This is a genomic window from Aminipila butyrica (assembly GCF_010669305.1).
Lineage (GTDB): Bacteria > Bacillota > Clostridia > Peptostreptococcales > Anaerovoracaceae > Aminipila > Aminipila butyrica.
The window spans coordinates 479,620-499,359 of sequence record NZ_CP048649.1; the positions used below are offsets into that span (position 1 = coordinate 479,620).

General features: G+C 46.4%; 14 protein-coding genes. All 14 read left to right on the plus strand.

The features are described from left to right. The first annotated feature begins 12 nt into the window (after positions 1–12). The 14 genes from upp to Ami103574_RS02255 all read left to right on the plus strand — a co-directional run bounded on the left by upp (position 13) and on the right by Ami103574_RS02255 (position 19,719). Positions 13–642 (plus strand): uracil phosphoribosyltransferase, encoded by a 630-nt coding sequence (gene upp, locus Ami103574_RS02190; RefSeq protein WP_163065114.1) that lies wholly within the window; start codon positions 13–15, stop codon positions 640–642. A 64-nt stretch (positions 643–706) separates the two neighbouring features. Further along, on the plus strand, positions 707–2,032 hold the full coding sequence (gene tyrS / locus Ami103574_RS02195) for a tyrosine--tRNA ligase (protein ID WP_163065115.1): 1,326 nt from the start codon (positions 707–709) through the stop codon (positions 2,030–2,032). Between the two features lie 424 nt (positions 2,033–2,456). After that, positions 2,457–3,197, plus strand: coding sequence for an ABC transporter ATP-binding protein (locus Ami103574_RS02200; RefSeq protein WP_163065116.1), 741 nt, complete (start codon positions 2,457–2,459; stop codon positions 3,195–3,197). After that, a complete protein-coding gene (locus Ami103574_RS02205; RefSeq protein WP_163065117.1) occupies positions 3,175–5,292 on the plus strand; it encodes a COG1361 S-layer family protein in 2,118 nt (705 codons plus the stop codon). Before Ami103574_RS02200 ends, Ami103574_RS02205 begins: the two co-directional genes overlap by 23 nt. A 10-nt stretch (positions 5,293–5,302) precedes the next feature. Continuing rightward, a complete protein-coding gene (locus Ami103574_RS02210) occupies positions 5,303–6,643 on the plus strand; it encodes an ABC transporter permease (RefSeq protein ID WP_163065118.1) in 1,341 nt (446 codons plus the stop codon). Between the two features lie 257 nt (positions 6,644–6,900). Then, positions 6,901–7,587 carry a response regulator transcription factor gene (locus Ami103574_RS02215; RefSeq protein ID WP_163065119.1) on the plus strand — a complete coding sequence of 229 codons (687 nt, stop codon included), beginning with the start codon at positions 6,901–6,903 and terminating at the stop codon, positions 7,585–7,587. Continuing rightward, a complete protein-coding gene (locus Ami103574_RS02220) occupies positions 7,562–9,991 on the plus strand; it encodes a sensor histidine kinase (protein WP_163065120.1) in 2,430 nt (809 codons plus the stop codon). Before Ami103574_RS02215 ends, Ami103574_RS02220 begins: the two co-directional genes overlap by 26 nt. Before the next feature lie 277 nt (positions 9,992–10,268). After that, positions 10,269–12,254, plus strand: coding sequence for an NAD(+) synthase (locus tag Ami103574_RS02225; RefSeq protein ID WP_163065121.1), 1,986 nt, complete (start codon positions 10,269–10,271; stop codon positions 12,252–12,254). Positions 12,255–12,588: 334 nt separating this feature from the next. After that, on the plus strand, positions 12,589–13,551 hold the full coding sequence (locus Ami103574_RS02230; protein WP_207710517.1) for a 3'-5' exoribonuclease YhaM family protein: 963 nt from the start codon (positions 12,589–12,591) through the stop codon (positions 13,549–13,551). Between the two features lie 98 nt (positions 13,552–13,649). Continuing rightward, positions 13,650–15,863, plus strand: a complete 2,214-nt coding sequence (gene recD2, locus Ami103574_RS02235) for an SF1B family DNA helicase RecD2 (protein WP_207710518.1) — start codon at positions 13,650–13,652, stop codon at positions 15,861–15,863. Positions 15,864–15,942: 79 nt separating this feature from the next. Continuing rightward, positions 15,943–16,722 (plus strand): ComF family protein, encoded by a 780-nt coding sequence (locus Ami103574_RS02240; RefSeq protein ID WP_163065122.1) that lies wholly within the window; start codon positions 15,943–15,945, stop codon positions 16,720–16,722. 284 nt (positions 16,723–17,006) lie between these two features. Next, positions 17,007–17,534, plus strand: a complete 528-nt coding sequence (hpf, locus tag Ami103574_RS02245; RefSeq protein WP_163065123.1) for a ribosome hibernation-promoting factor, HPF/YfiA family — start codon at positions 17,007–17,009, stop codon at positions 17,532–17,534. A gap of 135 nt (positions 17,535–17,669) precedes the next feature. Continuing rightward, a complete protein-coding gene (cdaA, locus tag Ami103574_RS02250) occupies positions 17,670–18,530 on the plus strand; it encodes a diadenylate cyclase CdaA (RefSeq protein ID WP_163065124.1) in 861 nt (286 codons plus the stop codon). Continuing rightward, the gene (locus Ami103574_RS02255) at positions 18,517–19,719 is read left to right on the plus strand and encodes a CdaR family protein (protein ID WP_163065125.1); all 1,203 of its coding nucleotides are present in this window, start codon (positions 18,517–18,519) and stop codon (positions 19,717–19,719) included. The genes cdaA and Ami103574_RS02255 overlap by 14 nt, the downstream gene beginning before the upstream one ends. Positions 19,720–19,740: the final 21 nt, after the last annotated feature.

Here is a 19,740-nt window from a genome sequence, read left to right on the forward strand (position 1 = left end):
GAAACAGTAAAAATGGGAAAAGTATATGTATTCGATCATCCGTTAATTCAGCACAAGACGGCGATGATCAGAAAGATAGAAACAAGTGTGAAGGATTTTCGGGAGATGGTCAAAGAGATTTCCATGCTGATGGGGTACGAAGCGACTAGGACGCTGCCGCTGGAAGACGTGGAGATTGAAACGCCAATGTGCAAGACAACAATGAAAATGTTGCAGGGCGAAGATATCGCCATCGTGCCGATTTTGAGAGCTGGTTTGGGCATGGTAGATGGCATGTTGGCCCTGGTGCCCAATGCAAAGGTGGGCCATGTTGGTTTGTATCGAGATCCAGAAACACATATTCCCGTTGAATATTACTGTAAACTGCCTACGGATATCGCGAAAAGACAGGTATTCGTAGTAGATCCTATGCTGGCCACCGGAGGCAGTGCCATTGCGGCCATCGACTTCATCAAGGACAAGGGTGCAAAGAATATTATCTTTATGTGTCTGATTGCCTCCCCAGAGGGGATTGAGGCTTTACAGGCTGCCCATCCAGATGTAGATATCTTCATTGCTGCGAAAGACGAACGATTAAACGAAAGTGCCTATATCCTTCCGGGTTTAGGAGATGCAGGGGATCGGCTGTACGGTACGAAATAAGCAGCGGCCCGAGCTGCTTTGCCTGCCTGAAATGGAGGAGCAACAAGGAAGTGGAGGAAAACCTATGAACTTTATACCAGATAATGTGAGCAAGCATGACAATGTATTTGACGTGCTGAAAGAGAGAGGCTTCATTGAGCAATGTACCAACGAGGAGGAGGTTCGGGAGCTTCTGGAAAAAGAAAAAATCAAATTTTATATTGGCTTTGACCCTACGGCAGACTGTCTGCACGTCGGACACTTTATGCAAGTCATCATCATGATGTATATGCAAAAGTACGGTCATACGCCGATTGTGCTTATCGGTGGAGGTACCGGCATGGTGGGTGATCCGTCAGGCCGGAGTGATATGCGCCAAATGATGACGCCGGAGACCGTGCAGAACAACTGCGATGCATTTAAGAAGCTTTTTGATCAGTTCTTAGAGTTCGACGATCAGTGGGTATACACGGGCGGCGACGGAAAGACCATCGGCAAGGCTACAGCCAACAAGGAACCGGATCCAGGCAAGGCCATCTGTGTGAACAATGCTTCTTGGCTGCTGCATCTGAACTATGTGGAGTTCATCCGAGACATTGGCCGTCACTTCTCTGTTAACAACATGCTGCGAGCTGAGTGCTTTAAACAGCGGATGGAAAAAGGGTTGTCCTTTTTAGAATTCAACTACATGATTATGCAGTCCTACGACTTCATGGTTATGGCTAGAGATATCGGCTGCCAGATGCAGTTTGGCGGAAACGATCAGTGGTCCAATATCTTAGGTGGGGTGAACCTGAGTAGAAAAGAACTGGACAAGCAGGTATATGGCATGACGTTCACGCTTCTGACTACCAGCGAAGGCATTAAGATGGGCAAGACTCAGAAGGGTGCTTTGTGGCTGGACGGCAGCAAGACATCACCATATGAATTTTACCAATACTGGAGAAATGTGGCGGATCCAGATGTGAACAAGTGTCTGCGGATGCTGACCTTCCTGCCGATGGAGGAAGTAGAACGACTGTCTTCTTTTAAGGATCAGGAAATTAATAAAGCCAAGGAAGTACTGGCCTTTGAAGTGACCAAGCTGGTTCACGGCGAAGAAGAGGCCCTGAAGGCCCAGGAAGCTGCCAGAGCAGCGTTCAGCGGTGGCGGAGACCTGAGCAACATCCCAACCACTAAGATGGCGGCGGCAGACTTTGCCGGTCAGGGTATGGGTGTGGTCAACCTGATTAAGACCTTAAAGCTAGTACCGAGCAATGGAGAAGGCTTCCGCACCATTGAAGGGGGCGGACTGCTCCTGAACGATGAAAAGGTGACAGATCCAAAGATGATGGTAACCACGGATTTCTTTAAGGATGGTGCGTTAATCATTAAAAAGGGTAAAAAGACTTTCCATAAGGTCGAAATTTAATTTGTTCGTGCCTTAAAGGAAGTGCTCCATAAAGTTTGGATAGCATGCTCCTGCCGGAGCATGAACGAATAAGTAAGATTGGTGAAAAGCTGAGCAGTTGTCAGAGGACAGAAGCTCAGCTTTTTTTATGGCAAATAGGCAGTGAGGCGTATAGGTTAGTGGGTAAGAGAAGCGGAGAAACAAGTTAAGTAGCTAAAACGAAGAAAAAAGATAAATTTGTCGAAAAATAAATTGTCTAGAGTGATTGACAGTGTACTATTACAGGTAGTACACTATAAGCACAGAAGAGGTATTGTCCAGTGCGTATCCAAGGTCAGGGGTATAGATGGATACAGACAGACAATGAATAGTTTTAAACGGCGGACTCTAAGAGTGGAGTTCGCTTTTTAAACGTGGATACAGTTAATACATCAGAGGAGACGCCATGGAACCATTGATAAAAGTGAAAAATGTCAGAAAAATTTACCGGATGGGCGATGAGAAGGTGGTGGCTTTGAACAATGTAAGCCTAGAAATTTATAAAGGGGAAATTGTATGTTTTCTGGGGACCTCTGGTTCAGGAAAATCTACCTTTCTCAACATGGTAGCTGGATTAGAAAAGCCCACCAAGGGTCAGATTTACATAGGAGGCATCCCCATACACAAGCTTAACGAGGAAAAGGTCACGTTATTTCGTCAGAAGAATATCGGGTTTATCTTTCAGGCCTATCACCTACTGCCCATGCTTACTGCCTTGGAAAATGTCAGCCTGCCATTGATCTTTCAGGGGGTGGAGAAGAGAAAGCGCAGCCGAATTGCAGAGGAAGCGTTAGTTGCGGTAGGGCTAAAGGGCTATGGCAACCGGAGGCCTACTCAGATGAGCGGCGGCCAGCAGCAGCGGGTGGGTATTGCCAGAGCCTTAGCGGGAACACCCAAGATTATTTTTGCGGATGAACCCACGGGAAACTTGGATACCAATACGACGAAAGAGGTTATGAACCTGATTTTGGGTCAGGTACGACGGCACAAGCAGACGTTAATTTTGGTTACTCACGACCGGAGCATTGCGGATTATGCGGATAAAATCGTGACCCTTCAGGATGGAAATATATTGAGTGTTGCAGTAAGAGATTATGCAGAGAAAGAAGAGGGAGAAAAGAGAGATGAACAGCAGGACATGCAGTAGAAATCGCAGAACAGGTTTAGCAATAGCAGTATTGGTGCTGCTGTTGTCTGCCTTTGTACAGGAGTTTGTACCGAATCAAGGGCTGGTGGTTTATGGGGCTACTAACGGGGGAGTAACGGCAGAGGTTATCGGTTCACCGGGCGGCATGCAAGGAGACGATAAGGTTACCGTTGGTTTTCAGATTGAAAATAACCGAGGGGAGACGGTGGTGGTCCAGGGTATGAAATTGACCATCAATGGTTCAGGGATTACGGTCAGTGAAAATACGGGCAGCATATCCATTCCTTCCGGGGGCGTGCAGACTGTGAGTTTTTCTGTCAATGTGGCAAAGCATGCGGACACAGGGGAACGAAACTGCAGCTTCAACGCCAACTTGAAAAATGTTGCAGGGGAAGACTTGCCAAATCAGAAAACATTAGAAGACAATACCACTTTTATGGTTTATGAAAAGATGGCTACTGACGGAGTCGATTCTAAAACGGTGGCAGGAGTAGATATTTCCCATTTTATTGAACCAGCAGACGGTTTTGTAGAGGGAAATAGCAATAAAATGAAAATTGAGGTGTACAATTACGGTAATACCACCATCAAAAATGCTGTGGTATCTGTGACTTTGCCAGAAGGGTTATCTATCTATAACGGCAGTAATCAGGCTCAACTGGGTTACGTTTCTGTGGGGTCCAGAAAGACAGCAGAATTTCCCATTACCGTTCAGTCCGGCTTGGAAAGCAAGAATTACGCTATAGAGGTTCAAGTCTTGGGACTGAACTTCATGAACGGTGACGTGGTGGCGAAGAAAACCTTTTACATACCCGTAGAGGGAACCGGCAGTGTAAACAGCAATAACATAGCAGTCACTGGCGTCAGCATTCCCAATGAAGTTCAGTCGGGTCAGCCCTTTGATCTGTCCTTCAATGTAAAAAATATGGGAACCTCCGATTTGAAAAATATTAAGATTACTGTAGAGCCGGCTGAAGGCATTATCAACAAATCTCGGAACATCTTTATTGATAATTTCTCCAAAGGAGCCAGCAAGGCTTATACCGTAAAGCTATATTCCTTCGATGGAGCGGACGAGAAAAGTTACCCGATTAAGATTACAGCTGGACCTGCCGCTACCTCTGAAAAAGACACAGCCGTAGGCGTGACAGAGTATGCCACCGTGTCTATTCTCTCGGATGGCAGCGGAGCGAAAAAGCCTCAGCTAATCGTGGATAATTACTCCTACGGGGGAAGTGTCGTTCAGGCAGGAACGGATTTCTATTTGAATGTTGGACTATTTAATACCTCGGGAAAGACCTTGACCAACGTGAAGGTCTCCTTGAGCAATGAAGACGGCGTCTTTGTGCCAGTGGGTGGAAGCAACTCCTTCTTTATCGACAGCATCAAAGCCAAAGCCCATTATACCAAGAGCATCCGCATGAGCAGCAAGCCTCAGGCAGAGCAGAAAACGGCACCTATCACTGTAAAGATGACTTATGAAGCGGGTTCTGGTGACCCGTTGGAATCTGAGGATATCATTGCGATTCCTGTGACTCAGCGGAGCCGACTGGTGGTGGATGATATTGTGCCACCGATGGAGGTTTATGCAGGCCAGCAGGGAAGTTGTGAGCTAGAGTTTTATAACATGGGGAAGACTCCTCTGAACAATCTGCGGGTCAACTGCGAGGGAAACTTCGACGTGATGGAGTCCAATAGCTATTATGCCGGAAATATGGAGAGTGGCAAAAGCGACAGCTATCGGTTCAATTTTATTCCTCGGGAGGCGGGGCCTGTAGAGGGAACGATTACCTTTACTTTTGAAGACGGCAATGGAGAACCGCAGTTTTTGGAGGTGCCTTTCAGCTTTGAAGCCATGGAAATGCCGGCGGACGACGGCATGAATATGGAGGATCCCATGGAAGAGAAGCATACTCCGTGGGCTTTGATTATTGGTCTGGGTGTGGTGTCTGTGGCCGTAATCGGTGGTTTATTGTTTAAGCGCCATCGGAAGAAGAAGCTTGATGCAGCGCTGGAAATTGAGGATGAGCTGGATGTGGAGGTAGCTGAAAGCCATGAGGCGGCTGCTTCTGAGGCTGGCGGAGCTCAGAAATAAGGAGCAGGGTATGAGTAATAGAGATTTAATCGACCTGTGCCTGAGAAACTTGCTCCGGCGGCGGACTAGGACGCTGTTGGCGGTGGTTGGCGTTGTGGTGGGTACTTGTGCCATTGTGGTCATGATGTCCATTGGCTTCGGCCTCACTGACAGCTATCAGGAGCAGATTGAAAGCTACGGCAATCTGCATATGATAACCGTTACGAGCATGGGCGATAGCCAGATGCTCCAGCAGATGAAGGATGCGAAAGGAGTTATCACGGATAAATCCTTAGCGGAAATAGAAAAGATGGAAGGAGTAGGCGCGGTGACTCCAGTAATCAGCGAATACATGACCATCGGCATTGGCAAAAAAGTTACACAGACCAGAATTGTAGGTATACGGACAGAAGTGCTGGAAAAATTCAACTATAAGGTGTTGGACGGAGGACGATTACTGAATGTATCAGATAAATACGATCTCCTGTTCGGCAATCAGGTACCTAGTTGGTTCCAAGATCCCAACAGCGATCAGTGGAGCAGTGATTCTATAGATGTCATGTCAGCGAAAAAAATTATCCTTACGGGAGATGACTCTTACGGACAGAAAAAGAAAAGCGGTGGCGGAGAGGATGAGGAGGACAAAATTGTCTACAAGGAGTATGAGACGAGGGCAGTAGGGGTGCTGGAAAACCCAGATGATGATTCGGCATACGAAGTCTATATGAATATCACAGCCTTGGAGCAGATCACCAAGGAGTTGAAAAAGGCCAGAAAGGAAAGTACTTTTTCTTCAGGAACCAAGACTTATGATGAAGCCTTGATTTATGTAACAGATATAAATGACTCAGCAGATATCAGCAATGAACTGAGAGCTCAGGGCTATCAGACCTCCAGTCCCAGCGACTGGTTGGAATCCATGAAAGAGACGGCCAAGATGATTCAAGGAATCCTGGGAGGCATCGGCGGCATTTCCTTGCTGGTAGCCGCCTTAGGCATTACAAACACCATGATTATGTCCATCTATGAGCGGACCAAAGAAATCGGTGTCATGAAGGTAATCGGGGCTAATCTGCGGGATATTCGCAAGATGTTTCTGTTGGAAGCAGGGATGATTGGGTTTATCGGCGGTCTCATGGGACTGATTTTTAGCTTAATCGTTTCTCTGCTGATGAATACGGTGCTGAAAGATATCATCAGTATTGCTCTGGGCAGTTTTGGCGGTGGCTATGGTTCGTCTATTTCTCGAATTCCGCTGTGGCTGGCCGCAGCGGCGGTGGCCTTTGCTACAGGCATTGGTCTTATGGCTGGATATTACCCAGCCAAGCGGGCGATGAACCTCAGTGCCCTGGAGAGCTTGAAGAACGAATAAGGCTACAGCGGGTGGAACAAGAGGGTCAGCTGGAGATATTCCCATATTATCTAGAAAAATAGAAGACTGCTGCGCCATCTGCAGCAGTTTTTTTGTTAAGGAAAGCTGATTGTGGTAAGATAAGCTTAAGAAATTTGTAAGAGTCTCCATAGTTTTTTTGTAAGATTTGGATTTTAATATAGAAAGAGAACGGAGAGGGCGGAGGTCTGGCCAGATGCGCAGTCAGGATAAAGTACTCTCTGAGCGGAGGAAAGAAGATGAATATTTTAGTATGCGATGATGATAAAGAGATTGTAAACGCCATTGAGATCTATTTAAAGAACGAAGGGTATGAAGTTCTTAAGGCGTATGACGGTTTCCAAGCGTTACAGCTGGTAGAGAAAGAAGCCATTCACTTAATCCTTATGGACATCATGATGCCTAACTTGGATGGAATGCGCACAACCATGAAAATCAGAGAAGATAAGAATATTCCTATCATTATGCTTTCCGCAAAATCAGAGGATTACGACAAGATTACGGGTTTAAACGTAGGGGCGGATGATTACATAACCAAGCCCTTTAATCCACTGGAATTAATTGCTCGGGTAAAATCTCAGCTAAGGAGGTATGTAAGCCTGGGCAGTCTGGAGCAGAAGAAGGGGGTTTTTAAAACAGGGGGATTGGAGATAGACGATGAACAGAAGATTGTAACTCTGGATGGGGAACAGGTTCTGGTGACGCCTATTGAGTACGGAATTTTAAAGTTATTAACAGAAAGCGCCGGACGCGTATTTTCGATGGAACAAATTTATGAGGCCGTTTGGAAAGAACCGGCCTACAATCCAGAAAACACGGTAGCCGTCCACGTGAGGCGGATTCGGGAAAAAATTGAGATCAACCCGAAGGATCCGCGATATTTAAAGGTGGTGTGGGGAATTGGATACAAGATGGAAAAATTTTAATGAAAATATGGCGGTGCGAACGCTGGCTTTTGCTCTCTGCGTTCTGCTGTTTGCAGCCGCCCTTATGGGTAGTATCGCTACGGTTCTTCGTATTGATAAGGCCGGGCGAAGCTTTACGTTAGAAGAAATCTTCAGTACAACGAATTACTTGGACAGCAGTGACATGCAAGAGGAATTCAATCAAGATGCTCAGCTTTTGAGGCAGCTGATTGGAGAATACAAAAGTGAAGCAAACATTCAGTCGGGCAACTTGTTAATGGACCGGGACAGCGAGCTGGATACAGCCATAGCTACTCTTTATAGCGATGGGGTTTATTACTATGGAGATAAAAAGCTGACGGCTAACCCAGTCAACGTTTCCTATGACGTGTTCGCAGAGGATGGTCGATTTAAGCCAGTGATGATTATAGAAGGCACGCCCTATCTGATTAAAGATTATGTGAATGAAGAAGAGTATCCAGATTATGATAACATGGGACGAGAAGAAGCGCGAAGCTTTGCCCGGGAATATGTAAATTATTATCTGGATACGGGCAACGACCAGCTGCGAGAGGCTTTTATAGCAGCCAATCAAAGTCAAGTGGAGGAAATCAAGACGATTCTGATTAAAGATCAGCTGAGAAGTTTTAGCAATTTGAAGGATCGATTAAATGAGCAAAAGGGTATGCTGTACTTTGTCAGCGATGGAGTAAACAGCTATACCAACATGAAGAAAACGGCATTGACCGGCAAGGACGGTGCTACACCGGATGTGAAGGCTTTTGAAAAAAATCCGGCCTATATGATTTATGCGGACGGAAAGTTGAAAAAAGTTCCCTCGGCTACTGCCAAAGCCAGTTACTTGGGAGACTGGGACAGCAACCTGGAAAACCGTTTCTTTACTCTATATAATGATAATTTAGAGGTGTACCTGGCCTTCGATGAAAGTTTTATTAAGGAAAAGCAGATTGCCTACAGGGACACTTCGGATATCTTGGGCTTGGCACCTATGGTTGCAGGCTGTGCAATCGGTACGCTGATACTTTTCTTGTATCTGGCAGTGACCACTGGGCGGCGGGATGATCAGGGCCAGCGGAAGCTTTACGGCTTAGATGGGATTTGGACGGAGTTACAGGTAGGCGGAATATTTGCTGCCATGGGTTTGGGCCTGTGGGTAGCAATGATTGCCTTAGGCGTATGGGGGTATTGGACTGCATCCGCCCGGCAGATTTCCTCTTTAGAACTGGGACTATTCTTTATGGCATGGAGTATTTTGGCTGCCATAGGGTTGTGGTTTACACTGTCTTGCATTCGTCTTTTAAAGGCTCGGCAGTTTTGGAAGAATACATTGATTTATAAGCTATGGAATGCTATTGTTTGGAAACTTTGCAGGAAGGTATGGCAGGGGGCAGTCAGCATCTATGAAGGCAGCAGCCTGATGAAAAAAGTGGTACTCATCGCTTTAGCTGTATGCCTGTTATCGGCTACGGTTTTCTTGGCACCGGTGGTTTTGTTGGCCATCCTGGCCTTGGCTCCTAAATGGGTGCAGAAATTTGAAGGCATTAAACAGGGAGTGGAAGAAGTAAAAAACGGTAATTTATCTTATAAGATTCCTGTAGAGGGACAGGGGGAATTGGACCGGTTGGCAGGAAGTATTAACCAGATTTCAGCGGCTTCCAGTACAGCTGTACAAAATGAACTAAAAAATCAGCGAATGAAAGCCGACTTGATTTCTAATGTGTCTCACGATTTGAAGACTCCGCTGACCTCCATGGTCACCTACATTGATTTGTTAAAAAGTGAGGGACTGGACAGCAGCGATGCACCGGAATATCTGCGGATTTTAGATGAGAAGACGGAGCGGCTGCGCCATTTGACCGAGGATTTATTCGAAGCGGCCAAGGCCTCTAGTGGAGCGATGCCAGTCCAGTTGGAAAAAGTAGAACTGTTATCGCTGATTAATCAAGGGTTAGGTGAGCTGGATCAACGGATTCGAGCTTCTGGGCTGGAATTCATTATCCACGCGGAGCAGGAGAAATATTATGTGTTGGCAGATGGACAGCTGCTCTGGCGGGTGGTGGAAAACCTCCTAGGTAACGTGCTCAAATATGCCTTGGAAAACAGCCGGGTTTACATTGACGTAAAGGAAGTTGGGGCAAACAGCCAGAAGGCTGCCAGCCTGATTACCTTGGAGATTAAAAATATTTCCCGGGAGCCTCTGAATATCAGCGCAGACGAACTGATGGAGCGATTCAAGCGGGGGGACGAATCTAGAACAACAGAGGGCAGTGGCCTGGGCTTGGCTATTGCCAAGGATTTGGTAAAGCTGCAAAACGGTTGGTTTGAGGTTTTTATCGACGGAGATTTATTCAAAGCTCAAGTTCTTCTGAGTAAATATCAGGAAACGGGAGCCAAAACAGAGTAAAAGGGGTTTTATATATAAGCAGGTTGACGGCGTGTTGACTTAAGTAGATGGGAGCATGGAAAGAACTTTTCCTGCTCCCATCTTTGTGCGCTGATGGATAGATAGAAAAAGGCTTTTATTCAGAGAAAAAAGGACAAACAGACTTGTAAAAAAAAATCAAGTTGAATATAATGAGAAAATAATAATAGCTTACATTCGTATTGGAGATAATCGGGTTATCTTCTGCGGCTTTGCCGAGAGCAAAATCGTATTGCGTGAAAATAGAAAGGGGAGCATTATGGCAAACATGGGTTTAGTCAGAGTGGCCGCCGCATCGCCTAAGGTGAAGGTCGCCAATGTACAGTACAACGTGGAGCAGATTATCCGTTATATAAAGCAGGCGGCTGATGAAGACGTTCAGGCAGGGTTTGTTCTGTTCCCGGAGCTGGCCATCACCGGCTACTCTTGCGGGGACTTGTTTTACCAGCCGCACCTGTATCAACAGAATCTAAATGGCCTCAAGGCTATTCTTGAAGCCTCCAGGGAATACGATTTGGGGATTCTTGTGGGATTTTATCTGCGCATTCGGGATAATCTGTATAACTGCGTTGCCGTCCTTCAGCAGGGGAAGATTAAGGGTGTGGTGCCTAAGATGTTCATTCCTAATTACAAGGAATTCTATGAAGGACGATGGTTTGCACCAGGAGCTCAGGTCGTAAAGGATATTCATTCTGTTCACCTTTTTGATGAAGAGGTGCCCTTTGGGAACCTGTTGTTTTGCGATTCTCAGTCGGGATTCAGCATTGGAGTGGAAATCTGTGAGGACCTATGGATGCCTATTACGCCAGGGGCACAGCTCTGCCTGAACGGAGCGCACATCATCTTTAATGCTTCTGCCAGCAACGAGACGGTGGGTAAAGCTCCTTACCGGAGAAATTTGGTGTTGACAGAGAGCGGAAAAAATAATTGTGGGTATGTATATGCTTCGGCAGGCGTCCATGAGTCGACTACAGACTTGGTGTTCAGCGGCCACACGATGATTGCAGAGAACGGTTCTATGATTCAAGAAGGCTCTCGCTTCCAACGTGAAGGTACCTTATTGACTGGGGATGTGGATTTTCAACGGATTCAGTTTGAGCGGAGTCATGGACAGACTTTTAATAGCAGTGCAGCGGCTTATACGGACGCCAGTATGTTTCATCAGGTGGAACTCAATCCGGTGCCATTAGTAGAGTCTCAGATGAAGTTGATTCGGCCGTACGAGCGCAATCCTTTTGTACCAGACAATCCGGCTGTGGTAGATGATAGCTGTCAGGAGATTTTCAGCATTCAGACGGCAGGGCTGGCCAAGCGGATCGAACATGCTCGGGCACAGAAATGTATTCTGGGCATATCTGGCGGATTGGATTCCACGCTGGCACTGCTGGTAACAGCTCAGACCTGTAAGTTGCTGGGACGGCCGGCTTCCGACATGATTGCCATCACTATGCCGGGATTCGGCACGACGGGAAAGACTTATCGCAATGCCCTGACCATTATGGAATTGCTGGGGGCAGAAATTCGAGAGATTCCTATTGGAGATGCCGTGCTCAAGCACTTTGAAGATATTGGACAGGATAAGGAGCTGAGAGACCTGACCTATGAGAATTGTCAGGCCCGGGAGCGCACTCAGATTCTCATGGACGTGGCCAACAAGGAAAATGGTTTGGTGGTTGGAACAGGAGATTTGTCAGAGCTGGCTTTGGGCTGGTGCACCTACAACGGGGATCATATGTCCATGTATGGGGTGAATGGCGGTGTTCCAAAGACCCTGGTTCGGTTCGTGGTCAAGTGGGTCATGGACAATCTGCTTCTGAATGAAAAGACCGGCAAGGGTTTCAGCAAAGATGATTTGCTGTTGAAAGAGACCTTGCAGGACATTTTGGACACGCCTATTTCACCAGAATTATTGCCACCTGATGAGAACGGTGACATTGCTCAAAAAACGGAAGACAGCGTAGGGCCCTATATCCTTCACGACTTTTTTATCTTTTACACCCTTCGCCACGGTATGCCACCGAAAAAATTGTTGTATGTGGCTAGTCAAGTCTTTAAAGGGGAGTATGAAGAAGACTTTATCCGCAAGTGGCTGACAGTCTTTTACAGACGGTTTTTTAGTCAGCAGTTTAAGCGCAGCTGTATGCCGGACGGACCAAAAGTCGGGTCGGTAAGCTTATCCCCGCGGGGGGACTGGCGGATGCCTAGCGATGGAGATGCGGCGGCCTGGCTGACAGAGTTAGAATAGCTGAAAGGCATTTAACGGAAATAGTCAGAGAGTCTTTGTAAAGAGGATATTGAATTAACATGCAGAATGCGGCAGACTAAAATCTGCCGTATTTTTTCTATGGATGTAAAGACGGAGGGGAAAGAAAACATTTTTTCTTTACAAGCAACTAAAACAAAAACTTGACTGGAATATATTTGAATAATATAATAAAAATGTAAATATATACTAAAAGAAAAATCCTGTCATGGAAAGACAAAGTTCCTGGAATGGATTGCACCAAGCGGCAGATTTGGTATATACTTATATAGATGCCCACAAATAGACTAGTAGGCAGAGAAAGGGTATAGAACAAATGAAAGAATTTTACATTTCTGATCTCCGAGTAGATGAAGAGATAACAGACTTTTTTATCATAAAGACCATCGCATTAAAGCTGGGGTCTAACAAAAAACAGTATTTGGATTTGCTGTTGGCAGATTCCACGGGAGAAATCACCGCGAAAAAGTGGGATGTCGCCGATACAGAGTTGCCTTCGGTGAACGAAATCAAGGATGGAGACATTGTCAAAATTAAAGCTCAGGTTACCCAGTGGAATGGATTGAGGCAGCTACGAGTACTGAAAATTCGTAAAAAGGCAGCAAACGATCCCGTGGAAATGGTGGATTTGATTAAGGCGGCTCCCGAGAGGCCTGAGGATATGTATCATTATATCTATGCGCGGGCGGAAGCCATGACAGATGTAGATTTAAAGGCTATCTGTCTTCGACTTTTAACCGAAAACAAGGAACGGCTGATGTACTATCCTGCCGCTCAGAAAAATCATCACGCACAGCTGGCGGGTTTGTTGTACCATGTGAAGCGAATGCTTATGAACGGGGAACGGATGTGCCAAGTATACACCAATTTAAACGCCGATTTAGTGGCAGCCGGTGTTATCCTTCACGACATAGAAAAGCTTAATGAAATCGATTCCAACGAGTTAGGGATTTCTACCGGCTACTCTTTTGAAGGCCAGCTGTTGGGCCATCTGGTTCAAGGTATTAAAACCATCGAAAAGATTGCAGACGAAATTGGTATGCCACGGGAAAAAGCAACCATGCTGGAGCATATGATTCTCACCCACCACTACGAACCAGAATACGGAAGTCCTAAAAAGCCCATGTTTCCAGAGGCTGAGATTTTACATTACCTGGATATCATCGATGCCAGAATGTTCGATATGGAGGACGCACTACAAGGCGTTCAGCCGGGAGAATTCTCGGATCGCGTATGGACTCTAGACAATCGCAAAGTCTATAAACCATCAGAGATTTGATGGACGACTAGCTGTGATTGTTATGGCAAGGCAAAGGAACTGGTGCTTGTTGACGGAGATAAAAAACGGAGAGCAAAAATAGTAGATAGGAAAAAAGAATGGCGCTGACGGAGATAAAAAACGGAGTAATTGGAGATATTATTTTCAGGAATAAGGAAAACGGCTACACTATAGCAGTGGTGGAAAATGAAGAGGAGACCTTTACGGCAGTGGGGTATCTGCCCTTTGCCGATGCAGGCAGATGTTACGAGTTGACGGGTTCATGGAAGACACATCCCTCCTATGGGGAGCAGTTTGAGGTGTCAGAGGCCAAGGAGACTATGCCCGCCTCCCTAAAGGGTATGGAGGAATTTCTGGCTTCCGGAGCGGTCAAGGGGATTGGCCGGAAGACGGCGATTCTTATTGTGGCAAAGTTTGGCATGGATTCCCTGCGCATCATGGAAGAAGAGCCCCAGCGCCTGGCGGAGATTGATGGCATTGGTCCCAAAAAAGCGGCTTCCATTGGGGAGGCTTTTCAGGAGAAACGGGCTTTAGCGCAGGTGTCCATGTTCTTTCAGCAGTTTGATATATCCGCCAGTTGTGCGCTGCGTCTATATCGAGAATATGGAGAAGCAGCCATCGATATCGTCTCAGAGAACCCCTATCAGCTGGTCAGCGACATGTACGGCATCGGTTTCAAGAAGGCCGATGCCATTGCAGAGAAGCTGGGAATTGACCGGAATGATGAGTTTCGCATCCAGAGCGGAGTGAAGTTTACCTTGAATTATTACGTAGGGGAAGGACATACCTATGTACCAAAAAAGCTACTATGCGAAAAAGCTGGTCAGCTAATGGACGTAGCGACGGAAACCGTCTATGAGAATCTGGTGGGCATGGCCTTTGAAGGGTTGATTCAGATTGAGAACCTGGAGGGCCAGGAGGTGGTATTCCTCATGGCCTATTATCTGGCGGAGCAGAACGTATGCCGGCGGCTAGGGGCAGTAAATCAGGCCAGTTTAAAGCCGATTCAGGCTGACTTGGATACGCTGATTCAGATTACGGAAAATGAAAAAGGCATTCAGCTGTCGGACAATCAGAAGTTTGCCGTCAAGAGCTCTTTGATAAATGGCATATCTGTCATAACCGGCGGCCCAGGTACCGGAAAAACTACCATTATCAATGCCATCATGAATATTTTGGATCACAGCGGATTAAATACAGCCATAGCGGCACCGACTGGGCGAGCCGCCAAACGGATTACCGAGACTTCTGGGTATTACGCTTCTACGATACATCGATTGCTGGAGTACTACTATTCTGAGGGTGAAGACTTGATGCGTTTCGGCAAGACAGAGGAGAATCCGCTAGATTATGATGTGATTATCATTGACGAAGCTTCCATGATTGACATCTTGCTGATGAATGGCCTCATGAATGCGGTGGTACCGGGAACTCGGCTGATTTTTGTTGGGGATTCGGACCAGCTTCCTTCCGTAGGGGCAGGCAATGTGCTGCGGGATATGATTGACAGCGAAGTGATTTATGCAGTTAAGCTGACAGAAATCTTTCGTCAGGCAAAGGAGAGCCTGATTGTAGTCAACGCTCACCGGATTAACAAAGGGGAATATCCGGAGTTTAACGAGCGGGACAAGGACTTCTTTTTCCTGCAAAAAAACGGGGAAAAGGATATGCTGGAAACGGTAAAAGACCTGTGCGCTCGCCGACTGCCGGCTTACTTTACGGACTGCGATGCCATGAAAGACATGCAGGTGCTGACGCCGGTACGCAAAGGCCTGTTGGGGAGTCTCAATCTAAATAAGGAATTGCAGGCAGTGCTGAACCCTCCGGACCCACAGCTGGCAGAACAGAAATATGGAGAGCGGGTTTTTCGGGTTAAGGACAAGGTCATGCAGATTAAAAACAATTATCAGATGAATTGGAAAAGACTGGATGACTTTACGGAAGGCCAAGGTGTCTTCAACGGGGATGTGGGCTTTATCAGCCAGATTGATAAGGAATTCAACGAGATTGTGGTCGTCTTTGATGAGAATAAGTTTGTTACCTATGATGTGACCCAGCTGGATGAACTGGAACTGGCCTATGCGGTAACGGTTCACAAGAGCCAGGGGAGTGAGTTCCCTATTGTCATCATGCCGGTAAGCTGGTTTCCGCCAGTGCTGGCTACCAAAAATCTGCTGTATACAGCGGTGACCAGAGGAAAACAGGCGGTAGTACTAGTAGGGTCCATGAACAAGATGTATGCCATGGTGGACAACAATCGAATTATGGATCGATATACGGGTCTAAGCTTTCGGCTGAGAAATCTGCTGTAGGCATGGGGGAGAGGCTAAATCTGTTTGTTGCTGCCAGAAGGGACGGCAGGATGCAGATAACGTGTTCTGGGAGGTAGAGATGGAGTTAGATTGGGGAATTGGTATCCGAAATGTAAAAGAGTGGTTGCTGGATGGACTTTTTCCCGCCAACATCTACTGCATCTGCTGCGGAAATTTAATCGATAAAACTAGACCGTATGCTTTGTGTGACTCTTGTTTGGAAAATCTCAATTGGGCCAATGCCCGGACCTGCATCAAATGTGGCAAAGTACTTAACGAGACGGACAAGCGCAGGCTGCTGGACGAGATTGGCCAGACCCATCAACTGTGTGACCATTGCAAGCAAAACCGCCACTTCTTTGAACGGGGGTTTACCTGTATGCAGTACAGTACTATGGCTAAGGAGATGATTCATCATTTTAAATTTAACGGCTGTGCCTATATGGGGGATAAGCTGGGAAAGATTATGTTAGACCGAATTCGGTTGGAGCAGCTATCGGTGGATTTGGTGGTAGCCGTTCCCATGCATCCCAAGAATCGCCGGAAGCGGGGATATAACCAGTCGGAGCTGCTGGCGAAAGTAGTTGCAGAAGGCTTGGGTGTAGTTTATAATAGTCAGGTATTGATTCGCCGACAGTATAAGGCACCCATGAACAAGCTGGGAGCAGAACAGCGGTATGCTAACATTCAAAACGCCTATGCTCTTGCAGGCAACGCTGCTTTTTTACAGAGTAAAAGTGTATTGCTAATAGACGATATATATACGACGGGCAGTACGGTAGATGAATGCAGTCGCCTGTTGAAAGAAGCCGGAGCAGGGGTTATATATGTGCTGACTCTGGCGGCAGGGGCAAACTAAATATTGAGTTAAGACGACCGCTCAGGTCTGTGGTTGAAAGTCCATGCCAGTTACGGGCGAAGGGACCCACGTAAGCTGATCCGCAAGGCGGCAGTGATCATGGCGTAGCTTAGAAGTAAGTCCTCTGACAAAGTCAGGTAAAGGCAAGTGTGGGGGCAAAGACCAGGTCAGCTGAACGGCCGTCTTAATTCAATAATTAAAAAGTTTTTTCTGAAAATTGTGGTAATTGTCGAAAACAGGTGATATAATAGCATTAACAACTCAAGAAAAAGGGAGGGCTATATATGAAAATTAAGATTACGACTAAAAACCTGAGTTCAAGCGATTATTTGAAAGATACCATTGAAAAGAAGCTGGAAAAACTGAGTAAGTATTTTAGCAACGATATCACAGCAAACATCATGGTTTCTGTAGACGGAGACAAGCAGAAGATTGAGGCCACCATTAATGCAGGGGGGACCATTTTCCGGGCAGAAGAAGCAGCGGATAATGCGTATGATGCGGTGGACGGAGTTGTGGACAAGCTGTCTTCTCAGATGTCCAGATTCAAGACGAAGCTGCAGAAGAAGCATAAGGACAACAAAGGCTTCAAGTTTGCAGAAATCCCGGATTACAGCCGCGAGCCAGAGGAAATTGCGGTGGTTAAAAAGAAGAAGATGGATATTTTCCCGATGAACACCGAAGAAGCTATCGTGCAGATGGAGCTGATTGGACATCCTTTCTTCGTATTTATGGACATGGAATCCGAAAGCGTCAACGTGGTGTACAAGAGAAAGAATGGAGATTACGGTCTGATAGAAACCGTATATTAAGACATAAAAGGATGATAGCAGGGAAAATTTCCCTGCTATTTTTTTGTTCACGAGGGACTTTGGTATTGAAAAAGACCCTTATTTTTTGTACAATGGAAAAAGGGTAATTAAGCGGGATAGAATAGGGGAAAGCGTATGCAGAATTACATTACCAATATTGTTTCCGGTCTCAGCATTACCGATGCCATTGATGTGTGCATTGTTGCCTTTATTATTTATAAAGTGCTGGGATTTATCAAGGAGTCGCGGGCAGAGCAGCTGGTAAAAGGGCTGCTGGTTTTGGTGCTGGCAACTTTAGGTTCGGAACAGTTTCATCTATACACATTAAACTGGATATTAAAAGGGACCATGACCTTAGGCGTGCTGGCTCTAGTTATTGTATTTCAGCCAGAGCTGCGGCGGGGGCTGGAATATGTGGGCAGAAGTAAGCTGGTCAAGGCACCCTTCGGTCAGTTCGACAAGGAAAAGGCCAAAAACATCACCGCCCAATTTATACGGGCTATCGATGATTTTTCAGCCCATAAAGTAGGAGCTCTCATTATATTGGAACGAGAGACTTCTCTAACGGATATTGCCGAGACCGGTACCTTACTTAATGCAGAGATTTCCACAGAGTTGTTGGGAAACATTTTTTACGAAGGGGCGCCTCTCCATGATGGAGCGGTTATCGTCCGAGGCGACAAAATCTATGCGGCAGGCTGTGTTCTGCCTTTAACACAGAATAAGAACTTATCGAAGGAGCTGGGGACAAGACACCGAGCTGGTATTGGCATCACCGAGAATTCCGACGCTATTACCCTCATCGTTTCAGAAGAGACAGGTATCATCTCTATCGCCGTAGATGGAAAGCTCTCTCGTTTCTTGGATATTAAGACGGTGGAGAAAACTCTGCTCAACCTGTTCCTCAATGCAACAGTGGATGAAAAAAATGTGGCGGTGAAGAGTTTGACTGCCTTTTTCAATATGTTTGGGAGAAAAGACGATGCTGCAAAATAAGAATTTTACGAAATTGCTGTCCATCTTGTTGGCAGTGTTCTTATGGGTATATGTTGTAGCTGTTGAAAATCCGCCGACAAAGGTGAGGATTCCCAATGTACCCATCACACTGGTAAACGTAGACAGCCTAAATCAGCGAGGGCTGGCCATCAGCTCAGATGAAGATTACTTTATGGATGTGGTCATTGAAGGAGCCCGGTCCGATGTGCTCAAGGTATCGGCCAGCGACATTGTGGCCAAGGTGGATGTGTTTGGCTATGGCGTAGGGGAAAATGAGATTCCGGTGACCGTAACACTGCCGGATTCCGTCAGCGTGGCTAACCAGAAAGACAATCGGATTGTCATTAACATTGAGGAAATGGTCTCCGTTTATAAGACGGTCAACGTAATCTTTAATGGCTCGGTGGATTCAAAGCAGGAAGCAACGGTTTCCAGCGTAACGCCGAAAGAGGTGGAGGTCAAAGGGGCCAAGTCCAAGGTGGCCAGTGTGAAATCAGTAAATGCTTACATTGAATCCTCGGAGTTGACGACAGAAGAAAAGAGTTTTACTGCCGATTTGACGGCAGTGGATGCCAATGGACAGACTGCTAAAAACATTCAGCTATCTTCCGATACGGCAGATATTAAAGCAGTAATTTATCAAATTAAGGAGGTCCCGTTGGAAGTGGCGGTGACTGGCGAGGTAAATGGTGCTTATCAGGTGACTAGCATGGATGTGCCAGAAAAAGTAAAGATCAAAGGTCTAAAAGAAGATTTGGCGGGAGTGGATAAGATTACAGCTGATCCAGTGGATATCAGCACGGTGACGGCTACCACCGAGTTGCCGTTGAACATGAAACTGCCTCAAGGGGTGATGTTGGCTCAAGACTCCACCAAGGCAGCAGTGAGCATTGTCATCAAGGGGATTACAGTGAAAGAATTTGAAATTCCCAATAGCAGCATTACGGTAAATGGCTTAGGGGAAAAACTTTCGCTGGTAATCAATACGCAAAGTGTTAATGTAAAAGTGTCGGGGAAGGAAGCCAGCGTGGAGAAGATGACGGCAGCAGATATCAGCCTGTCCATCGATCTTACTGGCCTGGAGACGGGCATTTACACGGTGCCTTTGACCGTTCACAAGGCGGCAGGCATATCGGATATCACTGTGGACACAGAAGAAATTCACATAACGATTAACGAGGCCGTATAACCTCGTTTTTCGTATTTTAAT

Coding starts and splice junctions, on each gene's coding strand:
- upp (WP_163065114.1), top strand. CDS start 13: ATGGGAAAAGTATATGTATTCGATCATCCGTTAATTCAGCACAAGACG.
- tyrS (WP_163065115.1), top strand. CDS start 707: ATGAACTTTATACCAGATAATGTGAGCAAGCATGACAATGTATTTGAC.
- Ami103574_RS02200 (WP_163065116.1), top strand. CDS start 2,457: ATGGAACCATTGATAAAAGTGAAAAATGTCAGAAAAATTTACCGGATG.
- Ami103574_RS02205 (WP_163065117.1), top strand. CDS start 3,175: ATGAACAGCAGGACATGCAGTAGAAATCGCAGAACAGGTTTAGCAATA.
- Ami103574_RS02210 (WP_163065118.1), top strand. CDS start 5,303: ATGAGTAATAGAGATTTAATCGACCTGTGCCTGAGAAACTTGCTCCGG.
- Ami103574_RS02215 (WP_163065119.1), top strand. CDS start 6,901: ATGAATATTTTAGTATGCGATGATGATAAAGAGATTGTAAACGCCATT.
- Ami103574_RS02225 (WP_163065121.1), top strand. CDS start 10,269: ATGGCAAACATGGGTTTAGTCAGAGTGGCCGCCGCATCGCCTAAGGTG.
- Ami103574_RS02230 (WP_207710517.1), top strand. CDS start 12,589: ATGAAAGAATTTTACATTTCTGATCTCCGAGTAGATGAAGAGATAACA.
- recD2 (WP_207710518.1), top strand. CDS start 13,650: ATGGCGCTGACGGAGATAAAAAACGGAGTAATTGGAGATATTATTTTC.
- Ami103574_RS02240 (WP_163065122.1), top strand. CDS start 15,943: ATGGAGTTAGATTGGGGAATTGGTATCCGAAATGTAAAAGAGTGGTTG.
- hpf (WP_163065123.1), top strand. CDS start 17,007: ATGAAAATTAAGATTACGACTAAAAACCTGAGTTCAAGCGATTATTTG.
- cdaA (WP_163065124.1), top strand. CDS start 17,670: ATGCAGAATTACATTACCAATATTGTTTCCGGTCTCAGCATTACCGAT.
- Ami103574_RS02255 (WP_163065125.1), top strand. CDS start 18,517: ATGCTGCAAAATAAGAATTTTACGAAATTGCTGTCCATCTTGTTGGCA.